Origin of the sequence: Exiguobacterium sp. s146 (genome assembly GCF_018618415.1) — a bacterium.
In the GTDB taxonomy this organism is placed as follows: domain Bacteria; phylum Bacillota; class Bacilli; order Exiguobacteriales; family Exiguobacteriaceae; genus Exiguobacterium.
In genome coordinates, this window is the sequence record NZ_JACSMA010000003.1 from 37552 (window position 1) to 54959 (window position 17408).

The following is a 17408-nucleotide window of genomic DNA, read 5'->3' on the forward strand; positions in this document are numbered from 1 at the left end:
CTTTTTTCGTGCTTACTGTTGTTTCGTTTTCCGTTTTTTCGCGACATACCAGAGACCGACGATGGCCAAGGCAGCTCCACCGGCGACCGCATATTTGCTGTAGTCCGGACGGCGCTCTGTCACGACAAGGGTCGATAGCGGCGCGACCGTGACATGCCGCTCTTCAAGCAGACGTGGTGCCGTCAAATTGACGGTATGGTCTTCGACGTGGACCTCGAACTTGCCAGCCGGGAGTTTCACCTCGACCGCTTCCTCGAGTCCGTTATGGTAGACCCGATGTCGTTCGACGTACCCCTCGACGTGGCGACTGAGTTCGAAGGCGATGACCCCTTCCTCTTCATCGAAGAAGCGCAGATGTTTGCGAATCTGTTCCGTGTTCTCGAGACGGAACAACGGATATTGTTTGCGGAGACTGATTAAGCCCTTCACGTATTCGACGCTCGGCGTCTCTTGCTCGGCTCGCGTCCAATCGAGACGGTTGACGACCTCGCCCGAGTTGAAACTGTTCTCGTCCCCGTCTTTCGTGCGGAAGAACTCTTGACCGCTATGCAGGAACGGGATGCCTTGACCGAGCAACACGATCGACGTCGCGAGGCGATGCCGACGGCGGCGTGTCGTCTCATCATCGTCTGGATTCGTGACGGCCAGTTTGTCCCACAGCGTCAAGTTGTCATGACACTCGACATAGTTGACGACTTGGTTCGGCTCATCGGCAAAACTTTGGCTCGTGACCGCACCGGCAATACCGCGTTTCACGTCCGCCGTCATATCCGTGTTGCCACTGATCCAACCCGGCAAATCGTCGATGAACACATCCCCACGCACGCCGTCGCGAATCGCATCGTTGAACTGGGCGATGCGCGGCATCTTATGGGCGTTATGTTGGTTCGCTTTTTTACGGACCGACAGCGGTGTGTCGAGATCCCAGCCTTCGCCGGTCACGAGAATCGATGGGTCGATGCGATCGAGCGCCTTGCGGACCTGATTCATCGTCTTGACATCATGGAGTCCCATCAAATCGAAGCGGAAGCCATCAATCATGAACTCTTTCGCCCAATACGACACACATTCGACGATCAATTTGCGCATCATTGCGCGCTCGGATGCTGTATCGTTTCCGCATGCCGAACCGTCGGCGAGCGTGCCGTCCTCGTTCAACCGGTAATAGTAGTCCGGCACGAACTGTCCGAGCGGTGTCGTCAACGCATCGTACGTATGGTTGAACACGACGTCCATGATGACACGGATGCCACGATCGTGCAGTGCTTGAATCATCGCTTTCAACTCGATGATGCGAGCGGCCGGGTCATCCGCTGACGAGGCGTATGAGCCCTCGACGGCAAAATAGTGGACCGGGTCATAACCCCAGTTATAGTTCGCCTCGCTCTCACGCGACTCGTTCACTGAACCGTAATCGAAGAATGGCATGAGTTGGAGATGCGTGATACCGAGACCGGTAATATAGTCGAGACCTGTCGGATAACCCGTCGGTGTCTTCGTGCCGACCTCGGTCATCCCGAGGAATTTCCCACGATGCATGACGCCGCTGTCCGGATGACTCGTCAAATCACGGACGTGCGCCTCATAAATGACCGCTTCTTGTGACGAGTGGAAGAGCGGACGTTCTTTGATCCAATGGTCCGGGTTGAGCGTGGATGGGTCGAGCAGACACCCGCGCTTCCCATTGACCCCGACGACTTTGGCATACGGGTCGAGCGATTCGACACGTTTGCCGGCGACGACCGCCTCGAACACATAAAACTGACCTTCGAACAAGGCACGATCGAGTTCGATGACCCACGTCCCTTTCTCGGCCCGCTCTAGCGGCAACCGTTCGAACTTCCGCGCTCGCGGCGTCCGGTATAGTTTCACCGTCATCTCTTCGGCGACCGGCGACCAGACCCGCAACCGGATCAGGTCACTTTTAAACGTCACCCCGAGGTCTTTGCCGTGATATGCCATATGGTCTAAATCTACATTTGTCTGTTGATCGATAGTATGTTCCATCTCTTTCACTCCTTCACTACTTCAAATCTGCTATCATTATAACAAAACCCTTGTAAAGGATGGATGAAACATGGCAAAAGACAATTCTTTTGATATTGTGTCAGAAATGAACCTCGAAGAAGTGAAGAACGCGATTCAAATCGCTGAGAAGGAAATTTTGAACCGTTACGACTTTAAAGGATCGAAGAGTGAGATGTCACTCGAGAACGGCGATCTCGTCCTCGTCTCAGATGACGACTATAAGCTCGAGCAATTGAAAGACGTCATGATCACGAAGTTGATTAAACGTGGCGTCCCTACGAAAAACTTAGATTATCAAAAAGTCGAACGTGCCCTCGGGGGGACGGTCCGTCAACGCGTCAAATTAAAGAGCGGCATCGATAAGGACGATGCGAAAAAAATTAACAACGCCATCAAAGAATCAAAACTAAAAGTGAAGTCGCAAATTCAAGACGATCAAATCCGTGTCACGGCCAAGTCGCGTGATGACCTTCAAGCCGTCATGCAACTCGTCCGTGAGCTCGAATTGTCCGTCGACGCCCAATTCACGAACTACCGATGAAACTCGCCATCATCAGTGACCCGCATGGTTCGTTTGATGATTTGAAAGCCGTGCTCGAGTCGGTCCGTCGCGAGACGGAGCACATCCTTTGCCTCGGCGATTTGTACGAGTGCCACATCGGGAAGAAACGGCGCAACGAACGCTTTCATGAAGTGTCCGATGTCGTGACGTTCGATTCGGACTATGAGGCGCTTCTCACCTTCCCGAGTCTGCGCGGCAATCAAGAGGAACGGATTGACGAGGTGCTCGTCGTGTCGCACCCGGTCAAGACACGCATCGCCTTATTACCGGAGCAGACGACGCTTGACGAGGCGTTGTTCTTGCACGGGCACCAAGTGAAATGGAGTCCGGACTGGGAACCAATCGTCGAGAAAGGCAAGTATCCGCTTGTCTTTATCGGACATAGCCATATCCCTGGGATTTATCGGAAAGGCCGCTCGATTCCTTGGGAAATCGGACAGCCGTTCGTCCTGAAGAAAAAACGCTACATCATCAACGTCGGCGCCGTCATCTTCGACCGGGAGTGGTGTTTATACGACACGAAAGCCCGGACCGTCACACGCATGAAAGCATAAGAAAAGGGACCCCTCAAACGGGTCCCTTTTGTCGTCCTTACATTTCTTCTGGAGCTTGCACACCGATCAATCGGAGTCCTTCCGTCAACACGATCGTCACCGCTTTGACGAGGGCGAGACGTGATTGTTTGCCTGCATCTTCTTCAAGGACACGGACATGACCGTAGTACTTGTTGAACGCTTGCGCCAAATCGAGCACGTAACGGCTGATGATTGACGGTTCGCGGCGTTCATGGGCACGTGTGATGACGTGCGGGAAGGCGTTGAGCATCGTCACGACGCCCCACGTGTGGTCGTCGTTCGCACCAGCGAACGTCGAGCCGTCGTAGTTGCCTTTACGAAGGAGCGAGTTCGCGCGCGCGTTCGTGTACTGCACATACGGGCCGGTCTCACCTTCGAATTTGAGCATGCTGTCGAGGTCGAACTCGATGTTGTTGATGCGTTCGTTCTTCAAATCGTGGAAGATGACCGCGCCGACACCGACCATGCGAGCCACGTCTTCCGCGTTCGCAAGTTCCGGGTTCTTCTGAGCGATGTTCGCCTGTGCTTTCTCGATTGCTTCTTTGAGCACTTCCTCGAGCAGGACGATGCGACCTTTACGTGTCGACATCTTCTTCCCTTCTTGCAAAATCAAGCCGAACGGCACGTGATGCATGCCGTCGACGAAGTCGTAGCCGAGCTTGCGCAAGACGGAGAACAGTTGTTTGAAGTGAAGTGCCTGTTCGCCACCGACGACGTAGTTGGCTTGGACGAAATTGTACGTCTCATGACGATAGACGGCAGCTGCCAAGTCGCGTGTCGCATAAAGCGTCGCGCCGTCTTTCTTTTTAATCAAGCATGGCGGCAAGTTCTCATCTTCGAGCGAGACGACCATCGCGCCTTCACTTTCGACGAGAAGGTTCTTCTCTTCGAGCATGGCGACGACACGGTCCATCTTGTCGTTATAGAACGCTTCTCCGTTAAAGCTGTCGAATTCGACACCGAGCAGGTCATATACTTTTTGGAACTCTTTGAGCGACTCGTCGCGGAACCACGTCCAAAGCTCAGTCGCTTCCTCGTTGCCGTCTTCAAGTTTCTTGAACCACGCCCGGCCCTCGTCTTCAAGTTCCGGTTGCGTCTTCGCTTCTTCGTGGAAATGGACGTAGAGCTTCAAAAGCTCGGCAATCGGATGGGCCCGGACCGCTTCCTCGTCGCCCCATTTTTTATAGGCGACCATCAGTTTACCGAACTGTGTGCCCCAATCTCCGAGGTGGTTGATGCCGACGACGTCATAGCCGTTTTTACGGGCGATTTGGTTGATGGCATTCCCGATTACCGTCGAACGAAGGTGACCCATCGAGAACGGTTTGGCGATGTTCGGTGACGAGAAATCGGTCACGATCGTCTCGTTGCGCGTCGCATGCGTCGCATAGTCCGCTTGTTCATCGAGCACCGTGTTGATGATCTCTTGTGATACGACGTCACGGCTCAAGAAGACATTGACGTATGGGCCGGCCGCCTCGACTTTCGTGAACAACTCGTCGTTCAAGTCGTTGGCGATATCTGTCGCAATCATGACCGGGGCTTTCCGGTAAGCTTTTGCGAGTTGGAAACATGGGAACGCGAGATCCCCGTGTGCCTCATGTTTTGGTTTTTCAATCAATGCTTCAATCTGGTCGAGCGTCAACTCGTCCCCGATGACACGGGACAAGGCTTCCGCATATTTGCGTTCATAACTCATTCTAATTCCTCCTTATTCATTTCTTCATAAAAAAAACGCCCTTTGCACAGATGCAAAGAGACGGGATGGCCCGCGGTACCACTCTTCTTGCCTGCTTGACGCAGACCGCTTTATCGGTGATAACGGGGGTCCCCCGGCTACGCCTACTCAAGTTCGGATAGCATCTCAAAAGTGCGTTTCGCGATGTTTGTCAGCCTAGGCTCTCACCAATCCCTAGGTCGCTTTGTTGACGGAACAATCGTTACTCTCTTTTTCATCGACTTTCGTCTATGTGGTTGAAAAGCAATTTCATTATAGAGGAAATTTCATATAGACTCAATGCTAGAATTCCGCCATTATGATGGATAGGCAGGACTCGGGCGTGATTATGCCGAATCTCCTACCATACATAATTGAATTTTTCCCACATAGGAGGGAACCATGAACCATTTCCGCAAGATGTCCGTCCTTGGTTGGAGTATTTGGAGTATGCTGTTCGGTTTAACGCTCACCTTATTCGCGACAGGCGTGTTGAACATGCCGGCCATCGAGCCGTTACCGTTCATCTTGATCGCGCTGCTCGTCATTATTTTTCAAATGGACTCCATCGAACGGAAAGGCGTCTACTTTACCTTTTCGGAAAGTATCGTCTTAATCATTTTCTTATTCTTCGATTTCGAGACGGCGTTGTTCGTCAACCAAATCGGCCTAATCGTCTTTCAGTTCGTCAACTTGAAACCGCGTGTCGCGTTAAGGCGCTTCCGCTTCACGTATCCGTGGAACGCCATCACGTCGTTTTTGGAAATCGCCATCCCAGCCAGTGTGTACTTGGCGCTCGGCGGTGTGACCGGTCTCGGCTTCTATTCCCAAGACTCGTTCTTACCGCTTGCCGGATTGATCGTTGCCATCATCTTGAACACGGTCGTCCAAAAGTATCAAGTCGGTTGGTGGTTCCGTGTCGACATCCCGGTCCGCGACTTTTTAAGCATCGCATTTTACACGTATATCGTCAGTCTCGTCTTTATTTTGGCGGCCTCACTCTTCCGTGAGACGAACTTGCTCGTCGTCAGCAGTATCGCCGCCGCCCTCACCTTCTTTATTAAACGGCTCATCATCCAGAAAGGGCGACAAGACGCCTTCAAATCATTGATTGAACAATATGATGAGGCAAAAGAAGCCGTGTCGTTGTCGCAAAGCGAGGCGCAAGCCATTGAAGTGTTCCTCAGTCAATGTGAACGACTCAACGAGTACGACGAAGGGTTTGTTGAGTTCAAACTGTTCGACCGTAGCCTTTACTTTGATTTAAAGACGCGCCAGCCGATTGATCGTCACGTCGTCTTCGATATACTCGATGCCACTTACCCGAACGAAGCTTCGGTCGAATATGAGATGCGCTTCGAATGGGATGCCCCGCTGTCGAACGAATTCAATGAAGACTATCATAGCTTCATCTCGGTCCGTTCCGAGGAAATCGAAGGGATTCGCACGTGGCTCGTCATGACGGGTGAGCACGTCTATGGCTATCCGCCCATCATTCAACGCGAGATCGTTAAACTACTCAAATCGTTCAATCGAACGATCAGTCGTTGTCACGAACGCGACCGCCTCTATACCGAAAGCCGGACGGACAGCTTGACGTTGCTTGCCAATGCGCGGGCTTTTTATGAATACGGGATTCAACAAATTTCGGACGGCTCGATGTATCCGATTTCCGTCGCGATGCTCGATATCGACTTCTTCAAAAAAATTAACGATACGCACGGTCACCAAGTCGGAGACAGTGTGCTCCAAGAGTTCGGTCGCCGCATCCGCCAAGTGCTCCGTACCGATGATTTCGCGGCCCGTTACGGCGGCGAGGAGTTCATCTTGCTGTTAAACCGGTGCGATGTGGAGGCCGCCGTTGAGATTGCCGAGCGCATCCGGCAACAAATCGAAAACAAACCGTTCCACGTCGATGGGATTGATATACCCGTCACCGCTTCCATCGGTGTCGATACGATTCAGGCGTTCGGGGACAAACGTCTGGACGATACAATCCGCAACGCCGACCGAGCGCTCTACGTCGGTGGGAAGTACGCCGGACGCAACCGCGTCGCCCATTACAATTTCTTGACGTCCTGACTCGCCCCCGCGTTCATCGCGTGGGGTTTTTTCTATTGACAAACCGCTTCGAAACCTATAGGTTAGGGAACGTGTCTTATAACTATATATCGCGACTTTTTATCAAGAGAGACTGAGGGACTGGCCCAGTGACGTCTCGGCAGCGGGTAACCTGTGCCAAATCCAGCGAGCGGTCTGCTCGAAAGATGAAAAGGGTATTTCTTGTAGAGAGCCTTTTTCGAAGGCTCTCTTTTTTATTTTCATTGAATGAGGTGAATCGATTGGAACAACCAACAGCTAACAAATGGGCCTTGTTGCCTTTGCTCGTCTTCCTCGTCTTCTTTATCGGGGCAGGCATCTACTATGACGACTTTTATAAATTCCCTGTCTTGATTGCGGCCTTGATTGCCGTCATCGTCGCAGCAGTGATGACGAAAGGAAGCGTCACCCAGACCGTCGAACGCGTCGCTCAAGGTGCCGGTAATCCGAGCATCCTGATCATGGTGTTCATCTTCTTGCTCGCCGGCGCGTTTTCGAGCGTCGCCGAAGCGATTGGGGCGATTGATGCGACCGTCAATGCGGCCTTGACGTTATTACCACCCTCGCTCCTATTGAGTGGCCTGTTCGTCATTGCGGCCTTCATCTCGATGGCGATGGGCACGTCGACCGGGACGATTGCGGCGCTGGCGCCAATCGCCCTCGGCATCCATGAGGAAAGCGGCGTCAATATCGCCATCGCGGCAGCGGCCGTCGTCGGCGGTGCCATGTTCGGAGATAACTTGTCGTTCATTTCGGACACGACAATCGCCGCCGTCCGCACCCAGCGGACGAACATGCGCGACAAGTTCCGGACCAACTTTTGGATCGTCTTGCCGGCAGCCGTCATCACGACGATTCTACTCGCCGTCTTATCGAGCGGCGAATCGACCATCGAGCCGGCGGCATTTGAATGGTATAAGCTGATTCCGTACCTTGCGGTCATCGTACTCGCCTTGACGGGCATGAACGTCATCCTCGTCTTGCTCGGCGGGATCGCCTTGACCGGCATCATCGGTCTGTTGGACGGTAGCCTCGCTGTCACCACATACGTCACCGCCATGGCGGACGGCCTGATGGGCATGGCCGAGATTTCACTCCTGACCCTACTCATGGGTGGGCTCGTCGGGCTCATCTCGCACAACGGCGGACTCACGTACTTGCGTGACACGCTCACGTCCCGGATTAAACGTCGGGCCGGTGCCGAGTGGAGCATCGCCGGACTCGTCAGTGCGACGAACGTCGCGACGGCGAACAACACGATTTCGATTCTCGTCGCTGGTCCGCTCGCCGCGAACATCGCCGACGATTATGACATCGAACGTAAAAAATCAGCGAGTGTACTCGATATCTTCTCGTGTGGGGTTCAGGGACTACTACCTTACGGGGCACAGCTTCTCATCGCGGCCGAATTGACGAACACGGCGTCACCGGCGCTCGTGCCGTATATGTTCTATCCGTTCTTGTTGTTCATTTGCGGAGGATTGGCCATCGCCTTTAACTTCCCGCGTTTCAAGAAACGCACTTAACGAAAACGACCTTGTGAGGCAGTCGCTTCACAAGGTCGTTTGTCGTTTCGCTTCGAGTTCACGTTTCAGTTGCTCGTTCCGTTTTCTGAAGGCACGCCGTTTGAGCAGTTCTTCGAGTCCGCGGCTAATCGCCCACAGGACGAACAGCAAGAGGGCGAGCATCGATAATCGAAACGGGCTTTGAATAAACTCTTCCCATTGGTCACCGATCACGGAGAAAATCAAGACGACGAGCAACTTTCCGAACCCGGCCGCCATGATGAACGTCCGGAGCGGCATTTGGATGAGGGCGAGTAAGTACGTAATCAAACTGACTGGAATGAACGGGAGAGAGTAGAGGAACCCGAGCGAAATCGGACTCATATGATTGATGCGTTCGAGCCAGTAGACGCCTTGTTTATGTCGCTCAAGCCACCGCGTCATCGGCTTTCGGAAGACGTAGCGAACCGCTGCAAACACAAGGATCGTCCCGAGCAAACTGCCGACCCAAGACAATAACGTCCCGAGCAAAAATCCGTACGTCGCTGCGTTCGCCGAGATGATGAGGACGAGCGGGAGAAATGGAAAGATGGCTTCTAAGAAAGGTGCCCCGAGTCCTGCCCAAGGCCCGCCCGGAAGTCCTTGCAACCATTCAATCAAGTTTAAAATATATTGTTGGAGTGATGTCAGCATATCTGTTTCCACCTTCAACTTTCGTTATTCCCTTTTTACCCGATTTCGCTCAGGAAGACGCATCCCCCTGCCCACCGCCGTAAAAAAATAAAAAGTATTTGCGAAATCTCCCTGTGATATCTATCATATAATATGGACTTGTGGTTGCAGGCAAGTCCGTTTGTCGAACGACACAACCCAACGTTCGTTTTCCTGCAAAAAACTGAACACAGGGGAGTAACACACATGGAAACAAAACCAATGCGGGTCTTGCTATACTATAAGTACGTCAATATCGAAGACCCAGAAACGCTCACACAAGAGCACCTCAAGTATTGCAAGGACCTCGGCATCAAAGGACGCATCTTGATTTCTTCCGAAGGAATCAACGGGACGTGCTCTGGGACTTGGGAACAGACCGAGCAGTACATGAACGACTTGAAAGCGAACCCGTACTTCAGCGACATCGAGTTCAAAATCGATGAAGTCGAAGAGCATGCGTTCTCGAAAATTTTTGTCCGTCATAAGAAAGAGCTTGTGACGTGGCGCTTTGATGGTGAGTTCGACGTGCCTAAACAGCACGGTGCGTACCTCGAACCGGCAGAATGGAAAGAGATGATGAATCGCGACGATGTCGTCATCCTCGATGTTCGTAACAACTACGAGTACGATCTTGGTCACTTTAAAAACGCGATCAAAATCGATGTAGAGGCTTCTCGTTACATGCCAGATTGGCTCGAAGAGAACAAGGACCTCTACGAAGGGAAAACGTTACTCACGTACTGTACCGGAGGCGTCCGTTGCGAGAAATTTACCGCATATATGCGTGACCAAGGTCACGACAACATTTTCCACCTTAAAGGCGGCGTCGCCATGTACGGCAAAGACGAAGCCACGAAAGGTGAAGACTGGGAAGGCGAGCTTTACGTCTTTGACGAGCGCATCAACGTCCCCGTCAACACGGTCAACCCGTCCGTCGTATCGGAGTGCATGCACTGCGGAACGAAGACGGTCCGCTACGTTAATTGTGCCAACCCGGTGTGTAATGCCCAACACTTCTGTTGTGAAGAGTGTGAGCCGAAACAAATGCGCTCATGCTCGAAAGAGTGCCAGGAGCATCCACGCAACCGCTATATCATCGAGAATATCGCGGACAAACTTCAGGAGACTGAAGGCGTCGTCGGGTAACAAAAATCGACCAGAAAGCATTTCGAGCCTACGCTCGGAATGCTTTTTTTGACAGAAACTTTACGTCTAGCGCCGGACAGAATCGGGTATAGTGTAGATACTATTGTCAGACAGGAAGTGACTCGATTGCTGTTTAACGAACCTTTACTCGCCGCAGTATTGGCCTGGTTTATTGCCCAGGCCGCCAAACTAGTGACTGAACTTATTAAAACACGCGATTTTGAATTAGAAATCATGTTCGCCTCGGGTGGAATGCCGAGCTCCCATAGCTCGACCGTCGTCGCGCTCGCGACCGCAATCGGTCGAGCAGAAGGGATTGACTCGAGTATGTTCGCCCTTGCCCTCATTTTCGCCACGATCGTCATGTACGATGCGACCGGTGTCCGTCAAGCTGTCGGCTTCCAAGCCCGCTTGTTGAACGATTATTTCAAAGGTATCAAACATGAGACGCCGATTTTGAATGAACTTGTCGGTCATACGCCGTACCAAGTCATCGTCGGTGCGTTGCTCGGTCTCGTCGTCGGTCTGTTTTTCCCAATGTAAGCAAATCATCAAATGACTTAGGCATGTCGGTCCCTCTCTAAACTGTCTATCTTTTTGTGAACTTTCACAACAGAGACGGTATAGTAAAAGAGAGGAGGAATCGACATGCCTTTTTTACAGAAATCTTATGAGTCGCTCGACACGCTCGCCGAAGCCATCGGTCAGGCCATCCGTGCTCCGATTACAATCGAAAACCGCCACCATCAGTTACTTGCCTATAGCACCCATCCCGACTCGACCGATCCGGCACGTATCGCGACGATTATCGGCCGCCGTGTCCCGGAAGCGGTCATCGAGGACTTATGGGAAAGCGGGATTCTGCAAGAAGTGATTGACCGGGACGAACCAGTCGTCGTCCCCGCTCGCATGGCTGTCGGACTCGGCGAGCGAGCAGCCGTCGTCATCAAGCAACAAGGTGACGTGCTCGGTTACATTTGGAGTCTGGCCCGAACGACGCCGTTCTCGGAACAAGAGCTCACCGTCCTACAAGAAGGGGCGAACATCGCCAAAAAGCTATTGATGACCATCGCGATGCACGAACGGCGCATCGATGCCGAATTGGAACGGTTCTTTTTGGAAGTGTTGGCCACTCCGGTCTTGTCGCCACCTCAGCGCGACCGCTTGAATGAGCTCGCACCCATCGCCGTCGCTAGCCGCCTAACCGTCATTGAGTGCGTCCAACCGGTCACTCCGCAGCTGGCGGAGCGGTTGTTTTACGTCTTGGCGACCCAACAAGCGATTGAAGTCGTCTTGCACGCCATCGACGGGCAACAGTTGCTCGTCTGGCATTATATGAAATCGGACTTGGCCGAGGAAGAAACGGCGCTCTTGCAGTGGGCCGACCGATTTGAAACGCAACTCCGCGACAAATTCAGCGAAGCAGAGCCGCGCCTCGGCATCAGTCGGCGTTTCTTTGAGAGCGACCTACTCTATGCGGCGATGGAAGAAGCACGACGCGTCACGTCGCTGCGCCGAAAGTTCCCGTATGAGCTCGCGACTTCGCGCACGTTCGAACAGATTGGGATTTATCAGCTCGTTCCGGACTTGGCTCGACGCATCGGACTCCGTCTCGAGACGCACCCGATCATCGAACGCCTCCAGACCTATGACGCCACACATCACACCGAACTCGTCACGACGCTCGAATGGTACTTCTATTTTGATGGGAACGTCAAACGTGTCGCCGCCCATCTTCATATCCATCCGAACACCGTGCTCTACCGGATTCGCCGGATTGAGGAGTTGACGAATATCACGCAAGTGTCCCTCCCCGAACGCGCCGCCGTGTACCTCTCCATCAAGGCCGGTCAATACCGCCAAGATGATTGACGCCTACTTTGTGATTTTTCACAAGGTGGGTGTTCTCTCTTTTAGAATCCATGCTAAAGACAGCGTTTTCGGATGGGTCTATACTAGAGGTGTGAACAAATTGTGTCAGTAGAGAAAGGGGAACTTTACATGAAAATCGGGGTATTGAAAGAGATTAAAAACAACGAAAATCGTGTCGCTTTGACGCCAACGGGGGCAGCCGTATTGACAGAACTTGGACACGACGTCCTCGTCGAGACGGAAGCAGGCGTAGGGAGCGGCTTCACGAACATGGAATATGTCGATGCGGGAGCAACCATCGTCGACACAGCCGCAGGCGTTTGGGAAAACGTCGAATTGGCGTTAAAAGTAAAGGAACCGCAACCGTCGGAATATCGTTATTTCCGTCCTGATTTGACGCTCTTCACTTACTTGCATTTGGCGGCCGAACCAGAACTCACGAAAGCACTCGTCGATTCTGGTGTGACGGCAATCGCCTATGAAACGGTCGAAATCGATCGGACGTTGCCACTCCTCACGCCGATGAGCGAAGTGGCTGGACGGATGGCCGCTCAAATCGGAGCTCAAATCCTTGAAAAACCGCACGGTGGTAAAGGGATTCTCTTATCTGGCCTACCAGGCGTACCACGTGCGAACGTCACCGTCATCGGGGGTGGTGTCGTCGGGATGAACGCGGCCCGAATCGCTATCGGTCTCGGGGCCAACGTCACGATCATGGACATCAGTCCGGCTCGTCTGCGCCAAATCGATGATCAGTTCGGGAACACGATTAACACGCTCATCTCGAATAGCTACAACATCGCCAAACAAGTGGCTGAAAGCGACCTCGTCATCGGGGCCGTCCTCATCCCGGGCGCAAAAGCACCGAAACTCGTCACGAAAGAAATGGTCCAACAAATGTCACCAGGTTCGGTCATCGTCGATGTCGCCATCGACCAAGGCGGAATCTGCGAGACGATCGACCATATCACGACGCATGACGCGCCAACATACGAGCGCTACGGGGTCCAACATTATGCCGTCGCCAACATGCCAGGTGCCGTCCCACGCACGTCGACGCTCGGTTTGACGAACGCGACGATGCCGTATATCGTCGAATGCGCACAAAAAGGGATTTTCCCGGCAATCCGCGGGAACGCAGCCTTGCTCAAAGGATTGAACGTCATCGACGGGACGGTCACGTATGAAGCTGTCGCCCGCGACCTCGGTTATACGTACGTCGCACCTGCCGAAGCCATCACGAAGCAATTACAAGCGTAAACGTAAAGCCGCCAGCAACGATGCTGGCGGCTTTTTTTGATGTCGTCACTCTATAAAAAAACGCTCGAACCGATCGGTTCGAGCGTTTGCACGCTTATGCGTTCTCGACAGCGATGTCCTCGCCGATGATTTTCACTTCCGGTTCAAGCTCAATCTCGAACTTCTCCTTCACCGTCGCCTGGACGTGACGGATGAGCGAGATGTACTCCGTCGCTGTCGCTTCATCGATGTTGACGATGAAGCCAGCGTGTTTGAGCGAGACTTCCGCTCCACCGATCCGCTTCCCTTGCAAGCCGCAGTCTTGAATCAATTTACCGGCGAAGTAGCCAGGCGGTCGTTTGAAGACGCTGCCGCATGATGGATATTCGAGCGGTTGCTTCGATTCGCGCTTGTACGTCAAGTCGTCCATCACGTCTTTAATCGCTTCATAGCCGAGCGGTTCGAGTTCGAACGTCGCTTCGAGCACAATCAAGCCGTCTTTCGAAATCCGGCTCGTCCGGTAGTCGAGATCGAGTTCGTCTTTCGACAGTGTCATGAGTTGCCCTTCAGGTGACAACACGACGGCACTCTTAATGACGTCCTTCGTCTCTCCACCGTAGGCGCCTGCGTTCATATACACGGCGCCACCGACCGTTCCGGGGATGCCGCAGGCGAATTCTAAACCTGATAACTCCTCCGTCAACGCTTGGCGTGAGACGTCGATGATGGCCGCACCGGCTTGGGCGATCAGCTGATTCCCGTCTCGACGAATCGTTTTCAGTTCGTTCAAATTCAAGACGATGCCACGAAGGCCTCCGTCGCGGACAATCAAGTTCGATCCGAAGCCGAGAATCATGAACGGGACGTTCTCGCGATGCGCGAGCTCAAGCACGGCTTGCACTTCTTCATACGTGTGCGGGGCCACGAAATAATCGGCCTGTCCGCCTAATTTTGTATACGTGTGAGCCGACAGCGGTTCATCTTGCTTCACGCGATCGGCCGGAATGATAGTGAGTAGTTGATTTAAAAAGCTCATGCGTTGCCTCAATCCTTTACGTTCTATTTTAAGAGTGCCTCGGTTCGTCAAGATGGAGGCAAACACGGCACTGAATCGTGTCAGTACGAAACACAGTATACAAATCTTTGACAGGAGTGACAAGCATCGTTTTCTTTACAATGAGGGAATTGGTTTATAACAATAACGATGAGGCAACGGCCACCACGATTGGAATTGTAAAGTTATCCCAGTCCCGATATGAAATCGCTTCTGTCAGTGTGGCAATGATTGAAATAATGAATCCATATGTTACCACTTGCCAAAGTGGAATATCATCCCACAAAAATAATAAAAAGAGGACAGCATATGAGCTGAGGAACATGGCCATACTCCCTTGGAATGAGCGCTTCTGCCCGTACAAGTCATACGTCACTGTACCGTACTTCCGTCCGATGAGCGCGGCCAGACCATCTCCCCACGCCAAGACGAGCGATCCCGCCAAAAAGGCGAGCGGCTCCGATTCAAAGAAGAAGTATAGAATCACGAGCAAGGCGATCGGATAATAGACGGTGCCGAGCGATTTCCGTTCGGTCTGGTGGACGGGTGACGGACTCTTATAAAGAAGAAACGCGTTCGCGAACGTGAAAAAAACGAGCGGCACGGCGGCGACGTACCACGTCTCCATTAACCAGACTGCAAGCAGCGACCAATGGCCGACCGCGATATGTACACTTTTACGAATTGTCTCATCCGTCCAGCCGAGGCGTTTGCCAATCTGTTCAAGACCGACGAGGAACACCAGGACAATGACGATGGACAGGATGGAACTGACCCATTCATTCATCGTTGTACCACCTTTATCTACATTTTTTGTACGTTTTCATTATACCTTAATCAAGCGATAGCCTAGCTTCCTTTTCAAACATTTGGTAGAATGAGGTCAAATGACTGTATAGCCAACGAACGAAGGCGGCTATAGAAAGGATGCCTGTATGCGCGACGCAATTTCGATTCAAACTTTGGCTGATTGCCTTCACTATATGCGGGTTGGCGACGTTGACCGGGCCATCTCCCTTTTCCCTGAGGACGTGCGTGAGCATTTCCCGAAAGAGCTTCGTAAAATCCATTTGTTTCATATTGAAAAGAACGGATTGTCAATCAATCAAATCGTCGCTTTGGCGAACACGTTGACGGGAGAACATCTATCCGCGACCACGATTCAAAACTGGACGAAGCGAGAGGTCCGCAAAATCATCGGCGTTCCTCGCGTCGGAAAGAAATACTCGCTCCAACAGGCGGCCATCATCTATTTACTGGATGATTTGAAGCACTTGTTCTCGCTTGAAGAAACGAGTTCCCTTCTCGCGCTCATCTTCAACAATCCTGACCGCGACGAGGACGACCTCATCTCGCCGATCGACTTTTATCGGCTTTATGCCGAATACGCCAAATCGACGAGCCCCATCGAGCTCCTCGACACGCGTGCGAAGCGTTCGATTGAAAAGATGGGTGTCGCCCACCCGAACATCTTGCACGTCCTCAAGCTCTGTCTATACGCCCATCGCGTGACGACCCTCGAGCTCGAGGCGAAACATTACTTGAGCCGCTTCATTTGACCACCGTCGAATGAGGCTTTTTTGTTAGCAAAAAACACCAGTCGCAGTGACTGGTGTTCGTCATATTGGTTACACCGATACCGCGATTGGCATCCGTGATTTGACTGTCAACGTTTTAAGGACAGACAACAACTCGAACATCGAGAGCTGATCGGCCTCTTTCGTCAAACAGAAGCAGTCATCGTCTTGTTTACGGAGTTCCGCAACAAGTTTGCCTGCTTTGTCTCGAACGCTGAACTTGTAACGCTCGACATCGTATTGAATCGTATAGAGACCGCGTTCATAGACGTTGTACTCACACTTTTTCCCGAATAACGAGAATTTGTCCTTCAACTGACCGATCGCTTGTCCGTCGTGGTTCATGACGACCCACTTCTGACAATTCGGGATATACTTCCCGTGAGCGATTTGACGGCCTGACAAGTTGTGCACTTGAACACTGCCCTCCGCGTCGCGGTGAACAGATCCGATCGCATCGTTTGTCTCGTCATAAATGGTCGCTTCGCCTTGCGTAAAGACGCAACCTTTTACATAAATTAATTTGCGCACCGCTTTTCCTCCTAATACGTTCCAACCGTGGATTTGTGTGTGTTTGGTTGGTCTTTCTATGAAACCCCCAAATTGGTACTGTGCGTCGCGTTTTCTCGTTTCAGCGACTACATATTTCATATGACGAAGATGATTATTGCACCGATTCGTGAAAAAGACAACCCCTTTTTCTTCGACACAATCCGCCATTCTGTCAAAGTTGTGAACACGCCTGATATTATCGCTTGAAACCGGCCTGTTTCAACATCTCTTCGAGCTCCGTTCTTGCAATCAGACGAACTTGATTTGGCTCTGCCAATTCGTACGCACTCTCCGTATAAGACGAGTTCGTCACGACCCACCCTTCGTTCACCCCATAGTATGGGACAGACGCTGCGACTTGTTGGACCGCCTCGAGTCCGACCGCTTTTTCATAGCGCTTCGCTTGGACGGCGATTGACCATCCATCCTCTGCCTCAAGCAACAGGTCCGCCCCGAAGTCACGAGACGCCGGCGTCACCGTCACCGTGTAACCGAGGGCGGTGAACACTTCTTCTAAAAACAATTCAAACTCACGACCGTCCATTCGATCGATGCGGTGAATCGTCGACAGACGCATCCGCCAGATGAGCCAGAGCAAGCCGATGCCTAAACACGCGACGATACTCCATATCGGCGCATCTCCCCACCATAATCCGATGGCGATCAACAAGCTGAGTCCCATTCCCTTCACATCCATCGTCCTCTCTATCTGTTCTTGTCTTCACTTTACCGTTTGGAGGCAGGAAAACAAAGGGGGAGCTGTCGAA

The 17408-nt window shown here is 52.4% G+C and carries 16 protein-coding genes, 1 riboswitch and 1 other annotated feature; of the genes, 9 read left to right on the forward strand and 7 right to left on the reverse strand.

All coding sequences use genetic code 11. The features are described 5' to 3' along the window. Nucleotides 1-12: 12 nt before the first annotated feature. Nucleotides 13-2007 carry a type I pullulanase gene (gene pulA / locus KNP83_RS10705; RefSeq protein WP_214762450.1) on the reverse strand — a complete coding sequence of 665 codons (1995 nt, stop codon included), beginning with the start codon at nt 2005-2007 and terminating at the stop codon, nt 13-15. Nucleotides 2008-2077: 70 nt separating this feature from the next. Here pulA and KNP83_RS10710 point away from each other — a divergent pair, with 70 nt between their 5' ends. Next, complete coding sequence (locus tag KNP83_RS10710) at nt 2078-2569, forward strand: YajQ family cyclic di-GMP-binding protein (protein WP_214762451.1); 492 nt, start codon at nt 2078-2080, stop codon at nt 2567-2569. Beyond that, nucleotides 2566-3144, forward strand: a complete 579-nt coding sequence (locus KNP83_RS10715; protein ID WP_214762452.1) for a metallophosphoesterase family protein — start codon at nt 2566-2568, stop codon at nt 3142-3144. Before KNP83_RS10710 ends, KNP83_RS10715 begins: the two co-directional genes overlap by 4 nt. Before the next feature lie 37 nt (nt 3145-3181). Here KNP83_RS10715 and argS read toward each other — a convergent pair whose 3' ends face one another. Continuing rightward, on the reverse strand, nt 3182-4864 hold the full coding sequence (gene argS / locus KNP83_RS10720; protein ID WP_214762453.1) for an arginine--tRNA ligase: 1683 nt from the start codon (nt 4862-4864) through the stop codon (nt 3182-3184). A gap of 53 nt (nt 4865-4917) precedes the next feature. After that, nucleotides 4918-5130 (reverse strand) — a binding site (T-box leader). A 154-nt stretch (nt 5131-5284) separates the two neighbouring features. On the opposite strand from argS, the gene KNP83_RS10725 reads away from it, so the two are divergent. Then, nucleotides 5285-6964 (forward strand): GGDEF domain-containing protein, encoded by a 1680-nt coding sequence (locus tag KNP83_RS10725; protein WP_251139339.1) that lies wholly within the window; start codon nt 5285-5287, stop codon nt 6962-6964. A gap of 96 nt (nt 6965-7060) precedes the next feature. After that, nucleotides 7061-7156: riboswitch (SAM riboswitch) on the forward strand. Between the two features lie 68 nt (nt 7157-7224). After that, nucleotides 7225-8508: a Na+/H+ antiporter NhaC family protein gene (locus tag KNP83_RS10730; RefSeq protein ID WP_214762454.1), complete on the forward strand. Its 1284-nt coding sequence runs from the start codon at nt 7225-7227 to the stop codon at nt 8506-8508. A gap of 27 nt (nt 8509-8535) precedes the next feature. On the opposite strand, the gene KNP83_RS10735 is transcribed toward KNP83_RS10730, so the two are convergent. Then, nucleotides 8536-9180, reverse strand: coding sequence for a TVP38/TMEM64 family protein (locus KNP83_RS10735; RefSeq protein WP_214762455.1), 645 nt, complete (start codon nt 9178-9180; stop codon nt 8536-8538). A gap of 225 nt (nt 9181-9405) precedes the next feature. On the opposite strand from KNP83_RS10735, the gene trhO reads away from it, so the two are divergent. From trhO to ald, 4 genes are all read left to right on the forward strand, one after another. Beyond that, entirely contained in the window at nt 9406-10347 is a 942-nt protein-coding gene (trhO, locus tag KNP83_RS10740; RefSeq protein ID WP_214762456.1) for an oxygen-dependent tRNA uridine(34) hydroxylase TrhO, read from the forward strand. Nucleotides 10348-10464: 117 nt separating this feature from the next. Further along, entirely contained in the window at nt 10465-10890 is a 426-nt protein-coding gene (locus KNP83_RS10745; protein WP_214762457.1) for a divergent PAP2 family protein, read from the forward strand. A 105-nt stretch (nt 10891-10995) separates the two neighbouring features. Then, nucleotides 10996-12219, forward strand: coding sequence for a PucR family transcriptional regulator (locus KNP83_RS10750; RefSeq protein ID WP_214762458.1), 1224 nt, complete (start codon nt 10996-10998; stop codon nt 12217-12219). A 129-nt stretch (nt 12220-12348) separates the two neighbouring features. Continuing rightward, complete coding sequence (ald, locus tag KNP83_RS10755) at nt 12349-13479, forward strand: alanine dehydrogenase (RefSeq protein WP_214762459.1); 1131 nt, start codon at nt 12349-12351, stop codon at nt 13477-13479. Between the two features lie 94 nt (nt 13480-13573). Here ald and murB read toward each other — a convergent pair whose 3' ends face one another. Together murB and KNP83_RS10765 are read right to left on the reverse strand one after the other, a co-directional pair. After that, nucleotides 13574-14494 carry a UDP-N-acetylmuramate dehydrogenase gene (gene murB, locus KNP83_RS10760; RefSeq protein WP_214762460.1) on the reverse strand — a complete coding sequence of 307 codons (921 nt, stop codon included), beginning with the start codon at nt 14492-14494 and terminating at the stop codon, nt 13574-13576. Between the two features lie 154 nt (nt 14495-14648). Next, nucleotides 14649-15299 carry a diacylglycerol/polyprenol kinase family protein gene (locus KNP83_RS10765; protein ID WP_214762461.1) on the reverse strand — a complete coding sequence of 217 codons (651 nt, stop codon included), beginning with the start codon at nt 15297-15299 and terminating at the stop codon, nt 14649-14651. Between the two features lie 148 nt (nt 15300-15447). Between KNP83_RS10765 and KNP83_RS10770 the strand changes: the two genes are divergently transcribed. After that, on the forward strand, nt 15448-16071 hold the full coding sequence (locus KNP83_RS10770; RefSeq protein ID WP_214762462.1) for a DUF1836 domain-containing protein: 624 nt from the start codon (nt 15448-15450) through the stop codon (nt 16069-16071). Nucleotides 16072-16140: 69 nt separating this feature from the next. On the opposite strand, the gene KNP83_RS10775 is transcribed toward KNP83_RS10770, so the two are convergent. After that, a complete protein-coding gene (locus KNP83_RS10775) occupies nt 16141-16620 on the reverse strand; it encodes an LURP-one-related family protein (RefSeq protein WP_021068133.1) in 480 nt (159 codons plus the stop codon). Between the two features lie 217 nt (nt 16621-16837). Further along, entirely contained in the window at nt 16838-17323 is a 486-nt protein-coding gene (locus tag KNP83_RS10780; protein WP_251139341.1) for a restriction endonuclease, read from the reverse strand. Between the last annotated feature and the right edge of the window lie 85 nt (nt 17324-17408).

Excerpts from the sequence above, each read along its gene's own strand:
- KNP83_RS10765 (WP_214762461.1), bottom strand. The coding sequence starts at position 15,299 with ATGAATGAATGGGTCAGTTCCATCCTGTCCATCGTCATTGTCCTGGTG.
- pulA (WP_214762450.1), bottom strand. The coding sequence starts at position 2,007 with ATGGAACATACTATCGATCAACAGACAAATGTAGATTTAGACCATATG.
- KNP83_RS10735 (WP_214762455.1), bottom strand. The coding sequence starts at position 9,180 with ATGCTGACATCACTCCAACAATATATTTTAAACTTGATTGAATGGTTG.
- murB (WP_214762460.1), bottom strand. The coding sequence starts at position 14,494 with ATGAGCTTTTTAAATCAACTACTCACTATCATTCCGGCCGATCGCGTG.
- KNP83_RS10770 (WP_214762462.1), top strand. The coding sequence starts at position 15,448 with ATGCGCGACGCAATTTCGATTCAAACTTTGGCTGATTGCCTTCACTAT.
- argS (WP_214762453.1), bottom strand. The coding sequence starts at position 4,864 with ATGAGTTATGAACGCAAATATGCGGAAGCCTTGTCCCGTGTCATCGGG.
- ald (WP_214762459.1), top strand. The coding sequence starts at position 12,349 with ATGAAAATCGGGGTATTGAAAGAGATTAAAAACAACGAAAATCGTGTC.
- trhO (WP_214762456.1), top strand. The coding sequence starts at position 9,406 with ATGGAAACAAAACCAATGCGGGTCTTGCTATACTATAAGTACGTCAAT.
- KNP83_RS10780 (WP_251139341.1), bottom strand. The coding sequence starts at position 17,323 with ATGGGACTCAGCTTGTTGATCGCCATCGGATTATGGTGGGGAGATGCG.
- KNP83_RS10710 (WP_214762451.1), top strand. The coding sequence starts at position 2,078 with ATGGCAAAAGACAATTCTTTTGATATTGTGTCAGAAATGAACCTCGAA.
- KNP83_RS10715 (WP_214762452.1), top strand. The coding sequence starts at position 2,566 with ATGAAACTCGCCATCATCAGTGACCCGCATGGTTCGTTTGATGATTTG.
- KNP83_RS10750 (WP_214762458.1), top strand. The coding sequence starts at position 10,996 with ATGCCTTTTTTACAGAAATCTTATGAGTCGCTCGACACGCTCGCCGAA.
- KNP83_RS10725 (WP_251139339.1), top strand. The coding sequence starts at position 5,285 with ATGAACCATTTCCGCAAGATGTCCGTCCTTGGTTGGAGTATTTGGAGT.